This is a genomic window from Actinomycetota bacterium (genome assembly GCA_040754375.1).
Taxonomy (GTDB): domain Bacteria; phylum Actinomycetota; class Acidimicrobiia; order Acidimicrobiales; family AC-14; genus JBFMCT01.
In genome coordinates, this window is the sequence record JBFMCT010000001.1 from 195,504 (window position 1) to 210,397 (window position 14,894).

The 14,894-nt window shown below is 72.5% G+C and carries 17 protein-coding genes; 13 read left to right on the plus strand and 4 right to left on the minus strand.

Annotated features, from left to right (window positions below; all coding sequences use genetic code 11):
• Nucleotides 1-86: 86 nt before the first annotated feature.
• Nucleotides 87-647 carry a DUF3105 domain-containing protein gene (locus AB1673_00925; GenBank protein ID MEW6152540.1) on the minus strand — a complete coding sequence of 187 codons (561 nt, stop codon included), beginning with the start codon at nucleotides 645-647 and terminating at the stop codon, nucleotides 87-89.
• A 4-nt stretch (nucleotides 648-651) separates the two neighbouring features.
• On the minus strand, nucleotides 652-1,068 hold the full coding sequence (locus AB1673_00930; GenBank protein ID MEW6152541.1) for a hypothetical protein: 417 nt from the start codon (nucleotides 1,066-1,068) through the stop codon (nucleotides 652-654).
• 260 nt (nucleotides 1,069-1,328) lie between these two features.
• On the opposite strand from AB1673_00930, the gene infC reads away from it, so the two are divergent.
• From infC to pheS, 6 genes are all read left to right on the plus strand, one after another.
• The gene (infC, locus tag AB1673_00935; protein MEW6152542.1) at nucleotides 1,329-1,853 is read left to right on the plus strand and encodes a translation initiation factor IF-3; all 525 of its coding nucleotides are present in this window, start codon (nucleotides 1,329-1,331) and stop codon (nucleotides 1,851-1,853) included.
• A 31-nt stretch (nucleotides 1,854-1,884) separates the two neighbouring features.
• On the plus strand, nucleotides 1,885-2,079 hold the full coding sequence (rpmI, locus tag AB1673_00940) for a 50S ribosomal protein L35 (GenBank protein MEW6152543.1): 195 nt from the start codon (nucleotides 1,885-1,887) through the stop codon (nucleotides 2,077-2,079).
• Between the two features lie 63 nt (nucleotides 2,080-2,142).
• Nucleotides 2,143-2,493 (plus strand): 50S ribosomal protein L20, encoded by a 351-nt coding sequence (gene rplT / locus AB1673_00945; GenBank protein ID MEW6152544.1) that lies wholly within the window; start codon nucleotides 2,143-2,145, stop codon nucleotides 2,491-2,493.
• A 27-nt stretch (nucleotides 2,494-2,520) separates the two neighbouring features.
• Complete coding sequence (locus AB1673_00950) at nucleotides 2,521-3,330, plus strand: RNA methyltransferase (GenBank protein MEW6152545.1); 810 nt, start codon at nucleotides 2,521-2,523, stop codon at nucleotides 3,328-3,330.
• The gene (locus AB1673_00955) at nucleotides 3,327-4,370 is read left to right on the plus strand and encodes an ATP-binding protein (protein ID MEW6152546.1); all 1,044 of its coding nucleotides are present in this window, start codon (nucleotides 3,327-3,329) and stop codon (nucleotides 4,368-4,370) included. The genes AB1673_00950 and AB1673_00955 overlap by 4 nt, the downstream gene beginning before the upstream one ends.
• Nucleotides 4,367-5,398 (plus strand): phenylalanine--tRNA ligase subunit alpha, encoded by a 1,032-nt coding sequence (gene pheS / locus AB1673_00960; GenBank protein MEW6152547.1) that lies wholly within the window; start codon nucleotides 4,367-4,369, stop codon nucleotides 5,396-5,398. Before AB1673_00955 ends, pheS begins: the two co-directional genes overlap by 4 nt.
• A 127-nt stretch (nucleotides 5,399-5,525) precedes the next feature.
• Here pheS and AB1673_00965 read toward each other — a convergent pair whose 3' ends face one another.
• Nucleotides 5,526-5,903: a hypothetical protein gene (locus AB1673_00965; protein MEW6152548.1), complete on the minus strand. Its 378-nt coding sequence runs from the start codon at nucleotides 5,901-5,903 to the stop codon at nucleotides 5,526-5,528.
• A gap of 92 nt (nucleotides 5,904-5,995) precedes the next feature.
• Between AB1673_00965 and pheT the strand changes: the two genes are divergently transcribed.
• Both pheT and AB1673_00975 read left to right on the plus strand, forming a co-directional pair.
• On the plus strand, nucleotides 5,996-8,359 hold the full coding sequence (gene pheT / locus AB1673_00970; protein ID MEW6152549.1) for a phenylalanine--tRNA ligase subunit beta: 2,364 nt from the start codon (nucleotides 5,996-5,998) through the stop codon (nucleotides 8,357-8,359).
• Between the two features lie 71 nt (nucleotides 8,360-8,430).
• Nucleotides 8,431-9,000, plus strand: coding sequence for a hemerythrin domain-containing protein (locus AB1673_00975; GenBank protein ID MEW6152550.1), 570 nt, complete (start codon nucleotides 8,431-8,433; stop codon nucleotides 8,998-9,000).
• Between the two features lie 39 nt (nucleotides 9,001-9,039).
• Here the strand turns inward: AB1673_00975 and AB1673_00980 are convergent, their stop codons facing one another.
• Nucleotides 9,040-9,480 carry a hypothetical protein gene (locus tag AB1673_00980; protein MEW6152551.1) on the minus strand — a complete coding sequence of 147 codons (441 nt, stop codon included), beginning with the start codon at nucleotides 9,478-9,480 and terminating at the stop codon, nucleotides 9,040-9,042.
• Between the two features lie 94 nt (nucleotides 9,481-9,574).
• On the opposite strand from AB1673_00980, the gene argC reads away from it, so the two are divergent.
• The 5 genes from argC to argF are packed head-to-tail and all read left to right on the plus strand — an operon-like array spanning nucleotide 9,575 to nucleotide 14,780.
• Nucleotides 9,575-10,621: an N-acetyl-gamma-glutamyl-phosphate reductase gene (argC, locus tag AB1673_00985; protein MEW6152552.1), complete on the plus strand. Its 1,047-nt coding sequence runs from the start codon at nucleotides 9,575-9,577 to the stop codon at nucleotides 10,619-10,621.
• A 46-nt stretch (nucleotides 10,622-10,667) separates the two neighbouring features.
• Entirely contained in the window at nucleotides 10,668-11,837 is a 1,170-nt protein-coding gene (gene argJ / locus AB1673_00990; protein MEW6152553.1) for a bifunctional glutamate N-acetyltransferase/amino-acid acetyltransferase ArgJ, read from the plus strand.
• The gene (gene argB / locus AB1673_00995) at nucleotides 11,834-12,703 is read left to right on the plus strand and encodes an acetylglutamate kinase (protein MEW6152554.1); all 870 of its coding nucleotides are present in this window, start codon (nucleotides 11,834-11,836) and stop codon (nucleotides 12,701-12,703) included. The genes argJ and argB overlap by 4 nt, the downstream gene beginning before the upstream one ends.
• Nucleotides 12,700-13,863, plus strand: coding sequence for an acetylornithine transaminase (locus AB1673_01000; protein ID MEW6152555.1), 1,164 nt, complete (start codon nucleotides 12,700-12,702; stop codon nucleotides 13,861-13,863). The genes argB and AB1673_01000 overlap by 4 nt, the downstream gene beginning before the upstream one ends.
• Nucleotides 13,863-14,780 carry an ornithine carbamoyltransferase gene (argF, locus tag AB1673_01005; protein MEW6152556.1) on the plus strand — a complete coding sequence of 306 codons (918 nt, stop codon included), beginning with the start codon at nucleotides 13,863-13,865 and terminating at the stop codon, nucleotides 14,778-14,780. The genes AB1673_01000 and argF overlap by 1 nt, the downstream gene beginning before the upstream one ends.
• The last annotated feature ends 114 nt before the right edge of the window (nucleotides 14,781-14,894 follow it).

Below are 14,894 nucleotides of genomic sequence, written 5' to 3' on the forward strand. Positions count from 1 at the left end.
GGGCGGGGAGGAGGGGGGCGGGCCGGGAGCGTCCCGAGGCCCACCGGTGCCGGCCGCGCCCGGAGGTGGCGCCGCCGGGGCGACCATCAGGAGGGGGAGCCGACCCCGCCCGAGCAGGGGGCGCCGGGCTCGGGGGTCTGGGGGCCGTTGGCGTAGGTCTCCACGAAGGCGGCCACCACCGGGTCCTCGGCCGTACCCGCCTGGACCTGCAGGCCCCAGGCCGAGGCCACCACGGGGGCGGGCAGGGTGTCGTCGGCCCAGGGCGAGACGAGCACGTAACGGTTGGAGCGGGCGAAGGCTCGCAGGATGTCGACCTGGTCCGAGGGCAGGCTGGGCCGGTAGGTGACCCAGACGGCGCCGTGCTCCATGGAGTGCACAGCCATCTCTACGATCACGGCCTGGGGGTAGTAACCGCAGTTGAGCCAGGCGGCGTTGTGGTCGCCCCCGACGGGCGGGGTCTGGGCGTAGTTGACCTGGCCGTTGACGTGGTTGGCGCTGTTGACCGTGAAACGCTCGACCCGGGCGTCGAGGGCGCCCGAGGAGACGCCTGCCCCCGAGGGGGCGCCAGAAGAGCCTCCATCGCCGCACGCCGCGAGCACCAGGACGGCGAGCAGGGCCATCGCGGTCAGGGGCCCGGCTCGTCGCATGTGGTCAGCTTACCGGCGGCTCCGGGGGTACCGGCTGTCGCTGCACGTAGGCCAGGCGTAGTTGGGCCAGGGCCTCGCGCATGGGGGCCTCCTCCTCGCCCAGGCGGGGCCCAAGGGTCTCGACGACCGCGCCCATGGCGTCGATGGCCAACTTGGCCTCGGTCAGCCGGGGCTGGGGCTGCTCGAGGTGAAGGACGGCCAGTTGGAACAGGCCGATGACGTGATTGGCGATCACGACCGAGGCCGGCGTCCCCAGGAGCTGGCGCTGGACCTCGGCAAAGTGGGCCGCCAGTTCCTCCTCGGTGGGCTGGCGGTCGCCGCCTGCCCCCGGCAGCCCGGCCCCTTCCGCGGGAGCGGCGGGCTGGGGGTCTGGCTCGCGGCGTACCGGTCGTTCGCCCGACGGCGTCCAGATGGTGCTCATGCTGCTACCCTAGGTCCACATTCGAAGAAGGGAAGCGGGGCCTGCCGGGCCCCCACCCGGCCACCAGGCGGGTTCCGCGAGGAGCCAGAAGTCTCCGCAGGGAGTTTGGTGCGTCGGGTCGGTCGACCGCCAGGGGCGGGCGTTTCCCAACGTCCGCCTTCTTCGCGTTCCCCGCAACCTGGGACCACTGAGCTCGCCGTCCGGGAAGCGGCGGGAAGGAGTGATGTCGCATCGCCGGACCGGAGGGGACCGACCTCAGGATCAACGACCGCATCCGGGCGCGCGAGGTGCGCTTGGTCGACCCCGATGGGCGCCAGCTCGGCATCAAACCTCTTCCCGAGGCTCTCTATCTGGCTCGCGAGCTGGACATGGACCTCGTGGAAGTGGCGCCGCTCGCCGACCCCCCGGTGTGCCGGATCCTCGACTACGGCAAGTGGAAGTACGAGGCTGCTCAGCGCGACAAGGAGTCGCGCCGCAAGAGCGGCAACTCCCCGATCAAGGAGATGAAGTACCGGATCAAGATCGGCGAGGCCGACTTCGACACCAAGACCCGCAAGGTGTCGAGCTTCCTCGATGAGGGTCACAAGGTGAAGATCACGATCATGTTCAAGGGCCGGGAGATGGCCCGCCCCGAGCTGGGCAAGCGGATCCTCGACCGGATCGCCGAGCAGTTGGCGCCTCCGGCCAAGGTCGAAGCCGCTCCCCGCCTCGACGGGCGCAACATGATCATGGTCCTGGCCCCCGACAAGAGGGCCAAGCCCAAGGAGAACGCGACGGCGTCCTGAGCCGGACGCCGAGAACGAGAGAGCCCTGACGATGCCCAAGATGAAGACGCACCGGGGAGCCGCCAAGCGGTTCAAGGTGACCGGCACCGGCCGGATCATGCGCCGCAAGGCGTTCCGCGCCCACATCCTCGAGAAGAAGCCCAGCAAGCGCACGCGGAGGTTGGCCCAGGAGGCCGAGGTCGTCGGCGGTGACAAGGCTCAGGTCAAGAGGCTGCTGGGCCTGTAGGGATGCCCGGCGTCGCCCAGGGGCGACGCCGCCACGGAGAGGGACGAGGGAAAGGAGCACGGCATGGCCAGGGTCAAGCGCGCGGTGCACGGTCGCAAGCACCATCGCGCCGTTCTCGAGCAGGCGCGCGGCTACTACGGCAACAAGAGCCGGTCGTTCAAGGCCGCCAACGAGCAGGTCATGCACTCGGGGCAGTACGCCTTCCGCGACCGCCGGGCGCGCAAGGGTGACATGCGCCAACTGTGGATCCAGCGCATCAACGCCGGCGCCCGGGTCAACGGCACCAGCTACAGCCGCTTCATCGCCGGCCTGCGCACCGCGGGCGTCGAAGTCGACCGAAAGGTTCTGGCCGACCTGGCCGTCAGCGATCCGCCGGCTTTCGCCGCGCTGGTCAAGATCGCGGCCGGGGAGTGATCGGGCCCGCCGGCTGAGCGGGATGTCATGACGACTGGGCCACGGGGTGCCCCCAACCTCCTGGGGCCACGCCACAAGCGCACGCAGAGGCTCCGGCGCCTGCTGACCCAGCCCTCCTACCGCCAGAGCGAGCGGGCGTTCGTGGTCGAGGGGCCCAAGCTGGTGGCCGAGGCCCTGGCCGCCGGTGCCGCCGTCGAGGGCCTGTACGCCGCCCCTGCGGGGTTCGCCGACCCGGTCGTCGGGCGGGCGCACGCCGCGGGCGTGCGAGTGTTCGGCCTGGCACCGGGGGTGATCGAGCGGGTGGCGGCCACGGCCACCCCCCAAGCCCTGCTGGCGGTGGTGGGCATGGCCGAGGCGGTCCTGGCCGACCTGTTCGACGCGAACTTGCTGGTGGTGTGCGTCGACGTGCGCGACCCGGGCAACCTCGGCACCATCCTACGAACGGCCGAGGCGGCCGGGGTGGGCGGGGTAGTCTGCTGCGAGGGGACGGTCGACGTCTACAACCCCAAGTGCGTACGGGCGTCGGCGGGGTCGTTGTTCCACGTTCGGCTGGTGGCCAGAGGAGGGCCAGTGGGGGTGGTTTTGGACCAGTTGGGCGCGTGGGGCATGCGCCGGCTCGGCACGGCCGCCAACCGGGGGGCCCCTTACCACCAGGTCTCGTTCGGGCACCCGTCGGCCCTCGTGATGGGCAACGAGGCCGTGGGCCTGCCGGCCGGCCTCGAGGGCCATGTCGACCAGTGGGTGACCGTCCCGATCGCGGGCCGGGCGGAGTCGCTCAACGTGGCCATGGCGGCGGCTGTGGTCTGTTTCGAAGCAGCCCGCCAACGCGGTACGTGATCGACCTCGAACTGCTCCCCGACGCGGTCCTCCAGCTCGACGCCCACCGCCGGGTGGTGGCCGCCAACTCGGCCGCGAGCCGCCTCACGGGTTATGCCGTCGCGGAGATGGAGGGCCGCACGATCGACGAGCTGTTCGACCTGGCCCGCCTCGACGGGGTACCGGCCGGTGGCTGGCACCGCTCCACCCGGCTGCGCTCGGTGGCCAGGGTGCCCGAACAGCGCGTCCGCCTGCGTACGGCCCAGGGCCGGGTCGTGACCGCCCTCGTCACCGGGCGCTACGACCGGGAGGCCGATGGGTCACTGGCGGGGGCCGTCCTCGTGCTGCGCAGCGCCGCCCGCCGACGGTCCCCGGCCGAGGGGATCGAGGTCATCTCCACGGTCAGCCACGAGCTGCGGGCCCCGCTCACGGCCGTCAAGGGCTACACCAGCCTGCTGCTGAACCGGTGGGACCGCCTGGCCGACGACCAGAAGCGCATGATGCTCGAGCAGGTCCACCACGACGCCGACCGGGTGACCAGGCTCGTCAACGAGCTGCTCGACATCAGCCGGCTGGAGAGCGGTCGGCTGGCCCTGCGCCGCCAGCTCGTGGACATCCCCCACCTGGTCGAGGCCGTCACCGAGAAGGTCCGCATGACCGAGCCCGAGCTCGAGGTCGAGGTCAGCTTCCCCCCCGACTTCCCGCGCGCCTACGCCGACCCTGACAAGGTTGAGCAGGTGTTGACCAACCTGGTGGAGAACGCGGCCAAGTACGCCAGCCCCAAGGGCATGACGGTCGCCGGGACGGCCGGCAACGGTGCCATCGAGGTACTGGTCACCGACCGGGGGAGCGGCATCCCCCCCTCCGACCTGCCCAGGGTCTTCACGAAGTTCTTCCGGCGGGCCGAGACCAAGCCGACCGGTTCGGGGCTCGGTCTGTGGATCAGCCGGGGCCTGGTGGAGGCCCACGGTGGCCGGCTGGTGGCCGAGTCCGAGATGGGGAGGGGCTCGACGTTCCGCTTCACGCTCCCCACCGACCTACCCCCGGAGCTGGCACCGTGAACGAGGAGCTTGAGGCGGCTGTCAAGGAAGGGGCGGCCCGGGTGGCGGCGGCCGCCACCCTTGGCGAACTGGACGAGGTGGAGAGCGCCGTGCTGGGCCGGCGGTCGGCCATCGTGGCCGCCCGGGGCCGCCTGGGCCAGCTCGCCCCCGAGGAGCGCCGGGACGCGGGCCGGGCCGTCAACGAGGCCCGCCTGCGTCTGGAGGAAGAGGTCGGGGCCCGCCGGGCCGCGCTGGAGGAGTCCGAGCGCCGCCAGCGGCTGGAGGCCGAGCGCATGGACCTCACCGAGTTCCGTCCGGAGATCGACCGGGGCCACCTCCATCTGGTCACCCAGGCGCGCGACCAGCTCGAGGACATCTTCGTGGCCATGGGCTACCGGGTGGCCGAGGGACCGGAGGTGGAGACCGACTGGTACAACTTCGAAGCGCTCAACATGCCGCCCGGCCACCCCGCCCGCAGCATGTGGGACACCCTCTACGTCAAGCTCGGCGCCCCCGAGTCGACCCTGCTGCGCACGCACACGTCGCCTGTGCAGATCAGGGTCATGCAGTCCGAGCCTCCCCCCATCTACGTGGTCATGCCCGGCCGCTGCTACCGCCGCGACACCCCCGATGCCCGCCACCTGCCCGTCTTCCACCAGATCGAGGGCCTGGTGGTCGACCGGGGCACGAGCTTCGGCGACCTGGCGGGCACCATCGAGGCGTTCACCGAGGCCTACTTCGGGCCGGCCATCCACTCCCGGCTGCGGCCCTCGTTCTTCCCGTTCACCGAGCCATCGGCCGAGTTCGAGGTGACGTGCATCTTCTGCGAGGGGGCCGGCTGCCGGGTCTGCTCCCACTCGGGCTGGATCGAACTGGGAGGCTGCGGCATGGTCGACCCCAACGTGTTCAAGGCCGTTGGCCTCGACCCCGAGCAGTGGCAAGGCTTCGCCTTCGGGTTCGGCATCGACCGCTGCGCCATGATGCGCCACAACGTCGACGACCTGCGCCACTTCATCACCAACGACATCCGCTTCCTCCGCCAGTTCTAGGCCGCCGGCCGGGCCCGGCGGGCCAGGTCGGGCCGGTCCGGGGCCCCACCCCACGAAACCTGCGCGGGAATCGTGGGCGAAACGCCCACGATTCCCGCGCAGGTTTTCGGGGGTGCACCCGCGACCCCTACACCAGGGCGAGGTTGGCGGCCTCGGCGGACAGGGCGCGGTTGCGGCGGCGGCGGGCACGGAGAGGTTCGGTGGCGACCGCGGGCACGACGGTGGCCACGAACCACACGAGGGCGAAGCCGCCGATGGCCAAGGCCAGGGCGGCCAGCACGACGACGGGCACGACCACGGTCCAAGGCCACACCGGGGCCTTCTGGGCCAGGCGGGCGGCGGCTATGGCCAGGGGGGCGGCCGAGGGGTCGACCACGGCCTCGCCCTTGCGCACGCTGCGGGCCACCTCCCGGCGGAAGTACTCGTAGCGGCGCCGGTCGCCGGCCGCCATACGGCGCAGTTCCCGTGCGAATGCGGCGCGGTCGTCGAGCTTGGCCCGGCTCACGCCCGCCATCGTAACGACGGCCGGCCGGGGCGTCACCAGGAGGGCGGTGCTACCGGTACGCCGCCGGTGGCCGTCGCCTACCCTTGCCCGTCATGCGAGTCCCCCTGTCGTGGCTGCGCGACTTCGCGCCCGTCGAAGGCGAGCCGGCTGACCTGGCCGCCACCCTGAGCAGCCTGGGCCTGGTGGTCGAGGGCATCGACCGGGTGGGCGAGGGCCTGGGCGACATCGTGGTGGCCAAGGTGCTGGCCACCGCCCCCCACCCGGCGGCCGACAAGGTGCAACTGGTCGACGTCGACACCGGCGGGGGCGAGGTGGCCCACGTGGTGTGCGGGGCCTTCAACTTCGGGCCCGGCGACCTCGTGCCCTTCGCCCCCGTCGGGGCCCGGCTACCGGGGGGCATGCAGATCGGCCGCCGCAAGGTACGCGGCCAGTGGTCGGAGGGGATGCTGTGCTCGGGTGCCGAGCTGGCCCTGTCCGACGACCACGACGGGATCCTCGTGCTCCCATCGGGGGCGGCCGAGCCCGGTTCGGCGCTCACCGAGGCCCTCGGCATCGTGGCCGACTGCGTGTTCGACATCGACGTCACCCCCAACCGCCCCGACGCCCTCTCCATCGTGGGGGTGGCCCGCGACCTCGCGGCCCGGCTGAAGGTCCCCTTCACGGTGCCCGAGCCGCCCGGGCTCGATCGGGCCGTGGCCGGTCCGGGGAGCACGGTCGTCGTCGAGGCCCCCGACCTGTGCCCCCGGTTCACGGCCACCAGGCTGCGGGGCGTGGCCGTCGGCCCGTCCCCGGCGTGGCTGGCCAACCGCCTGACGATGGCCGGTATGCGGCCCATCAACAACGTCGTCGACATCTCCAACTACGTGATGCTGGAGATGGGCCAGCCCAACCACCCGTACGACCTCGAGCGCCTACCCGGCGGCGGCCTGCTCGTCCGCCGGGGCCGGACCGGCGAGGTGCTCGTCACCCTCGACGGCCTGGAGAGGGCCCTGGGCCCCGACGACTGCGTGATCTGCGACGCCGAGGGCACGGCCGTCGGGGTCGGGGGCGTCATGGGCGGGGCGTCGTCGGAGATCGGCGAGGCCACGACGAGCGTGCTCTTGGAGGCGGCCGCATTCACCCCGTTGGCCATCGCCCTCACCTCCAAGCGCCTGGGCTTGCGGACCGAGGCGTCGGTCCGCTTCGAGCGGGGCACCGACCCCGAGGGCATCGAACGGTCCGTGGCCCGCTTCTGCCAACTGGCGACCGAGCTCGCGGGCTCGACCGTAGACGGCCCAGTTGTCGACGCCAGCGTGGAGCGTCCCGCCCGTCCCCGGGTGAACGTGCGCACGGTCAAGGTCAACTCCCTGCTGGGCACCGAGCTGACCACCGAGGATGTCGTCGGGTACCTGGAGCCCATCGGGTTCGCCACCGAGCCCGCGGGCACCGCCGGCGAGCTGGTCGTCACCGTGCCCTCGTGGCGGCCCGACAGCGACCGGGAAGCGGACATCGTCGAGGAGGTGGCCCGCCACCACGGCTACTCGCGCATCCCCCGCACCTTGCCGGCCGTGGCCCGCGGCGGAGGGCTCACCGCCCACCAGCGCGACCGCCGGCGGGTGCGCGACGTGCTGGCCGGGGCCGGCCTGTCGGAGGCCTGGTCGACCTCCCTGCTGGCCCCTGCCGACCTGGACCGGTGCGGCTTCGGGCCCGGTGCCGTCGAGGTGGAGAACCCGCTGGCCCAGGAGGAGTCGGTGCTGCGGCCCTCGCTGCTCCCCGGCCTGCTGCGGGCCGTCTCGACCAACGCCGGCCACCGCTACCCGGACGTACGCCTGTTCGAGATCGGCAAGGTCTTCCTACCCCCGGCCGGTGGCCAGGGCCTGCCCGACGAGCCCGAGCTGGTCGGGGCTGTCCTGGCCGGGGCCGACGCCGGCGCGGCCAAGGTCCTGCTCGACGTCCTCACCGGCGCCCTACGGGTCGACGCGGTGGTGCTGGCCCCGTCGGTACCCCCGGGCCTGCACCCCACCAGGAGCGCCACCGTGACGGCCTCGGACGTGCCCGTAGGCCATGTCGGCGAGGTAGACCCCGACATCGTGGCGGCCCACGGGCTCGACGGGCCGGTGGCGTGGCTCGAGCTGGACCTGGGCCGGCTATTGGCCGCCCCCCGGGTCGGGGCCGACTACCGGCCCGTCAGCCGGTTCCCGTCGGCCGACTTCGACCTGGCGTTCGCGGTCGGTCCCGAGGTGGCCGCGGCCGACGTCGAGAAGGCGTTGCGGCTGGCCGCCGGCGACCTGCTGGAGGACATCTGGCTGTTCGACGTGTTCCGCGGTGCCCAGTTGGGGGAGGGCCGGCGCAGCCTGGCCTTTCGCCTGCGGGTGGCCGCCCCCGACCGGACGCTCGGCGACGAGGAGCTGGCCGAGTTGCGGGCCCAGGCCATCGTCGCCGTGGAGAAGGCCGTGGGCGCCACGCTGCGGGGCTGAGTTTCGGGGGCGGTCCGCGCGGGGAATTGATCGGGCGACAGGCCGAACGCCCGTAGCCCGGAGGAACCGCCATGGACGCACTGCTCTTGCTCACCGCCGACCACAACCGCGTGCGGGGGCTGTTCAAGAAGTTCGAGGACGCTCACGAAGCCGACGACCAGGACGAGATGACGGCGGTGGCGGCCAAGATCATCGAGGAGCTCGAGGTCCACGCGGAGATCGAGGAAGAGATCTTCTACCCGTCGATCCGCGAGGCCAGCGAGGAACTGGCCGAGACGGTGGCGGAAGGGGTCGAGGAGCACCACGTGGCCAAGACGCTCATCGAGGAGATCAAGGCCCTGGCCCCGGGCGACGAGGCCTGGGAGGCCAAGATCACCGTTCTGATCGAGAGCGTGGAGCACCACGCCGAGGAGGAGGAGTCCGAGATGTTCCCCGAGGTGCGCAAGGTGCTTGACGCCGCCGCCCTCGACGAGATGGGCCAGGCCCTGGAGGCCCTAAAGGCCCGCCTGGGCGCCCCCACCGTGGCCGACAAGGAGGCCTTCACCACCGAAGAGCTCCGCGACCTGGCCCGCGAGCAGGAGGTCCCCGGCCGGTCCTCGATGTCGCGCGAGGAGCTCCTGGCCACCGTCGCCCCCTCCTGACTCGGGCTGGGCTAGCCCGGCGCAGTCAGCTGGGGCCGGTCAGGTCCAGGCTTCGATGGCGGCTTCGGCTTCGTCCATGGCTTCGCGGGCCTCGGCGAACTCGCGTTGGGCGACCTCGACGGCGTGGGCCTCGGTGTTGCGGGCGCCCTTGAGGCAGTTGTCGGCCGCGCTGAGCCCGATGTCGACGGCTTTGCGCAGGGCCGTGTCGACGGCCGCGTTGGGCACGGGCAGGGCCTTCTCCTTGACCTCGTTGGCGTCGTCGATCACCTGGTTGCAGGTCGCCATCGTGGTGGTCCGTTCGCCCTGGTTGATGGTGTTGAGGACGGCTGTGAGATCGCGGCTGTAGGCCGCTACCAGCTCACCGTGCTGGGCCTCCCACTCCGCCTTGTTGGTGGCCGCGCCCTCACCGCCACCGTCCCCGCAGCCCACCAACATCACGGCTGCGGCCACCGCCGCCACAACCCGAAACGTCCTTCGCATCCCGACCGCCCTCCTCGCGTGACATGCGCCGCCCGTAGATCGTTTCACAAAGGGCGCCTGCATAGGAATGCAATCGGGTGTATGCTGCTTGCCGATGGCAACCGTGGGGATTATCGGGGGGTCCGGGTACACGGGGGGCGAGCTCCTGCGCCTGTGCGCCGGCCACCCCGAGCTCGACGTGGCGTGGGCCACGGGGGATAGCCAGGCTGGTACGCGGGTCGCTTCGCTCTACCCCAGCCTGACCGCCGCCTACCCGAGCCTGGCCTTCGAGGCTTACCGGCCGGAACTGGCCCAGGGCGTCGACCTCGTCTTCCTGGCCCTGCCCCACGGGGCTTCCCAGGCCATCGTGCCTGGCCTGCTCGACCACGGCCCCAAGGTCGTCGACCTGGCAGCCGACTTCCGCCTTCTCGACACCGCGTCCTACGAGCAGTGGTACGGCGAGCCCCACGCCTGTCCCGACATCCTCGGGAGACTGGCCTACGGCCTGCCCGAGCTGAACCGGGAGGCCGTGGCCAAGGCCGATGGGGTGGCCGCCCCCGGGTGTTACCCCACGGCCGCCACCTTGGCCTTGGCCCCGCTGGTGCGGGCCGGGCTGATCGAGCCCCAGGGGATCGTGGTCGACGCCGCCAGTGGTGTATCGGGAGCCGGGCGGGGCCTCAAGCACACGACCCACTTCGGCACGGTAAACGAGGACTTCGTGGCCTACGGCCTGCTCGACCACCGCCACACGCCCGAGATCGAACAGGCCGTGGCCGCCTTCGGGCAGGCCAGGGGCGGGGTGCAGGTGCTGTTCACGCCCCACCTGGTGCCTATGACCCGGGGGATCCTGGCCACCTGTTACGCCCGCCCGGCGGCGGGCGCTGAGCTGTCCACCGGCACCCTCCTGGAGGCCCTGGCGGCGGCCTACGAGACCGAGCCTTTCGTGGTGGTAGCCGAGGCCCCGCCGTCCACCAAGGCGGCCTGGGGCTCGAACACCGCCCACCTGAGCGCCCGCTACGACCCCCGCACCGGCTGGGTGATGGCCCTGGCGGCCATCGACAACCTGGTCAAGGGAGCCTCCGGCCAGGCCGTCCAGTGTGCCAACCTGCTGCTCGGCCTAGAGGAGCGGGCCGGGCTGGCCTCGGTCGGCGTGTACCCGTGAGCCGCCAGGCACTACCCCCGGTCGACACCGGTGAAAGGAGCAGCGGGTGAGCGTCACCCGTCCCAAGGGTTTCTCGGCGTCCGGCGTCCACTGCGGCATCAAGCCGGGGGACGCCCTCGACCTGGCCCTGGTGGCCACGGCCGACGGCCAGCCGGTGCCGGCCGCGGCCGTCTTCACCTCCAACCGGGCTTCAGCCGCCCCGGTCCTGGTGTCGCGCGCCCACCTGGAAGCGACCGGGGGCATGGCCGCGGCCGTGGTCCTGAACAGCGGCAACGCCAACGCGGCCACCGGCCAGGCCGGCCGGCAGGCGGCCGAGAGGACTTGTGCCCTCGTGGCCGAGGGCCTGGGGTGCGAGCCCGCCGAGGTACTCGTGTGCTCCACCGGGCTCATCGGGATCCCCCTGCCCGAAGAGCCTCTGTTCGCCGGGATCGGGCCTCTGGTCGAGGCCCGCAAGGGCTCGGAGGCGGCCGGCGCGCTGGCGGCGCAGGCCATCATGACCACCGACACCCGGGTCAAGGAGACCACCGTGGGCACTGGCCTGCTGACCGTCGGGGGGATGGCCAAGGGAGCGGCCATGCTCGCCCCCAACCTGGCCACCATGCTGGCCGTCCTCACGACTGACGCCGAAGCCACCCCCCAGGAGCTGGCCGAGGCCCTGCGGGTGGCCGTGGCCGGCACGTTCAACGCCCTGGTGGTCGACGGCTGCACGTCGACCAACGACACGGTCATCGTGCTGGCCAGCGGCAAGGGCGGGCGCCCCCCGGCGGGCGCGCTGGCTGACGCTCTCACCCTGGCCTGTGCCGACCTGGCCGAGCAGATGGCCGACGACGCCGAGGGGGCGACCAAGGTGGCCACCATCAAGGTGACCGGTGCCCGGTCCTCCGACGACGCCCGGCGGGCCGCCCGCAAGGTGGCCGAGAGCCAGCTCGTGCAGTGCTCGCTGCACGGGGGCGACCCCTACTGGGGCCGCATCGTGAGCGAGCTCGGTTCGTCGGGTGCCGACTTCGACCCCGACCTCGTCCGGGTGTCCTACGGCGGGGTGGTCGTGGCGCGCGACGGGGTGGCCGTCGACCACGACACGGCCCGTGTGCGCGACCACATGGACGGCCGGATGGTCGAGGTGGCCGCCGACCTGGGGCTGGGCGAGGGGGAGGCCACCTTCCTGGCCACGGCCCTGTCGCCCGCCTATATCGACGAGAACATGCGGACATCGTGAGCACGTCGGTCGCGGGTACCGGGGCGGCCTCGAAGGCGGCCGTACTCGCCGAGGCCCTGCCTTACATCCGCCGGTTCTGGGGCAAGATCGTGGTCGTCAAGTACGGCGGGGCGGCCATGGAGAGCGAGAGCCTGGCCACCCTGTTCGCCCAGGACGTGGTGCTCATGCGCTCGGTAGGTATGCGCCCGGTCGTGGTCCACGGTGGCGGCCCCCAGATCGGCTCGCTGATGAGGCGCCTCGGCAAGGTGCCCGAGTTCCGCGACGGCATGCGGGTCACCGACGCCGAGACCCTGGAGATCGCCCGCATGGTGCTGGTCGGCAAGGTCAACCGCGACATCGTGGCCGCCGTCAACGTGCATGGCCCGTTGGCCGTGGGCCTTTCCGGCGAGGACGCCGGCCTCATCACGGCGGCCGCCCGTTCCCCCGAACTGGGCTTCGTCGGTGACGTGGTGTCGGTCAACCCCACGATCGTGGAGCGGCTGTTGGCCCAAGAGCTGATCCCCGTAGTGGCCACCATCGGCAGCGACACCGAAGGCCAGGCCTACAACATCAACGCCGACGTAGCCGCGGCGGCCGTGGCCGAGGCCCTAGGAGCCGAGAAGCTCGTCTATCTCACTGACGTCGTAGGTGTGCTGGCCGATGTCGCTGACCCTGCCAGCTTGGTCCACACGGTGTCGGTGGGCGAGGTCGAGGCCCTGCTGGCCAACGGCACGGTCAGCGGGGGGATGATCCCCAAGGTCGCCTCGTGTGCCCGGGCCGTGCGGGGCGGCGTCGGCCAGGCCCACATCCTCGACGGCCGGGTGCCCCATGCCCTGCTGCTCGAGGTGTTCACCAACGAGGGCATCGGGACGATGGTCGGCCCGTGAGCACCGCCGTCAAGGACAGCCGCCTGATGAACACCTACCCGCCCCCGCCCGTGACCTTCGTGCGGGGCCAGGGGTCGCGCCTGTGGGACAGCGAGGGGCGGGAGTACCTCGACTTCGTGGGGGGCGTGGCCGTGTGCTCGCTGGGCCACAGCCACCCGGCGGTGGCCGACGCCCTGGCCGACCAGGCCCGAACCCTGCTGCACGTCTCGAACCTGTACGGCACCACCGTGGGGCCGGAAGTGGCCTCGACCCTGGACCGCCTCGTCGGGGGCGGAGGCCGGGTGTTCTTCGCCAACTCAGGGGCCGAGGCCAACGAGTGCGCCTTCAAGCTGGCCCGCAAGTGGGCCGGGGCGCCGGCCAGGTTCGTGGTCGTCAGTGCCGAGCGTTCGTTCCACGGCCGGACCCTGGCCACCCTGGCGGCCACCGGCCAGTTCCACCGGCACCCACCCTTCCAGCCCCTCCCCGCCGGGTTCCGCCACGTGCCCTACGGCTCGCTCGAGGCCTTGGCCGAGGCGGTGGCCGCCCCCGACGTGGCCGCCGTGGTGCTGGAGACCGTGCAGGGCGAGGGCGGCGTGTGGCCCGCACCCGCGGGTTACCTCGCGGGTGCCCGCCGGCTGTGCGACGAGGTGGGCGCCCTCTTGATCGTCGACGAGGTGCAGACCGGACTGGGCCGTACCGGGCGGTGGTTCGGCTTCCAGCACGAGGGGGTGCGGCCCGACGTGGTCACTCTGGCCAAGGCCCTGGGCAACGGCGTTCCCATCGGTGCGTGCTGGGCGAGCGACGACGTGGCTGCCGCCTTCGGCCCGGGCGACCATGCGACCACCTTGGGGGGCCAGCCTCTGGCCGCCGCCGCGGCCCGGGCCGTCCTGGGCGTGATGGAGGCCGAGGACGTGCCCGCCCGGGCCGCGGCCGCGGGTACCCGGCTCATGGACGCCCTCGCCGGTCTGCCTGGCATCGCCGAGGTGCGGGGCCAGGGCCTCCTGGTGGGCGCCGAGCTGGATGGGCGCAGCGCCCCCGAGGTGGCGGCGGCCGCCCTGGCCGCCGGGCTGCTGGTCAACCCCGTCCGGCCGACGACCCTGCGGTTCATGCCTTCGCTGCTCGTCACCGACGACGAGCTCGACGAGGCCGTGGCCGTGCTGGCCTCGGTACTGGCCGCCTGATGGGCGGTCAAGGCGCGTCCCCCCGGGCCCCCGGGGCCGTCCGCCACGTGCTTGACGTCGACGACCTGTCCCCGGCCGAGCTGACGAAGGTGCTCGAGCTGGCCGCGCTCGGGACCCCACCCGCGGTGCTGGCCCGCCGGGCAGTTGCCCTCCTGTTCGAGAAGCCGTCCAACCGCACCCGGGTCTCGATGGAGGTGGCCACCGTCGAGCTGGGCGGCCACCCGGTGACCATCCGGCCTGACGAGGTGGGCATCGACACCCGTGAGCCGGCCGAGGATGTGGCCCGCGCCCTGGCCGGGTACTGCGCCGTCATCGCCGCCCGGGTGTTCGACCACCGGGTGCTGGAGCGCATGGCGGCTGTGTCGCCGGTCCCGGTGGTGAACCTGCTGTCGGACCGGGCCCACCCCTGCCAGGCCTTGGCCGACGCGCTCACGCTGCGCCAGTGCTTCGGGACGCTCGAAGGTCGAACGGTGGCCTACGTGGGGGACGGCAACAACGTGTGCCGCTCGCTGATGGCCGTGGGCCGCCTGGCCGGCATGGTCGTGCGGGTGGCCAGCCCGCCCGGTTACGAGCCTCCGCCCGACGGCCACGCCGTGATCACAGCCAGCCCGGCCGAGGCCGTGTCGGGGGCCGACGCCGTGTACACCGACGTGTGGGCGTCGATGGGCCAGGAGGCCGAGACCGAGCAGCGGCGCATCGACTTCGCCGGTTTCATCGTCGACGACGCCCTCATGGCCATGGCCGCCCCGGGGGCCGTGTTCCTCCACTGCCTACCGGCCCACCGGGGCGAGGAAGTGGCCGCCTCGGTGGTCGACGGTCCCCGCAGCGTCGTGTGGCGCCAGGCCGCCAACCGCCTCCACGCCCAGCGGGGCCTCCTGCTGTGGCTGGCCGGTGCCGCCCCCGAGAGCCAGCCGTGAGGCTGGCACGCGCCGCCCGGGAGGCGGCGCCCTCGGACATGTGGAGCCAGCCGTGAGGCTGGCGAAACCGCAACGCCAGCACCGGGTGGCCCGCATCCTCGAACAGCACCCGGT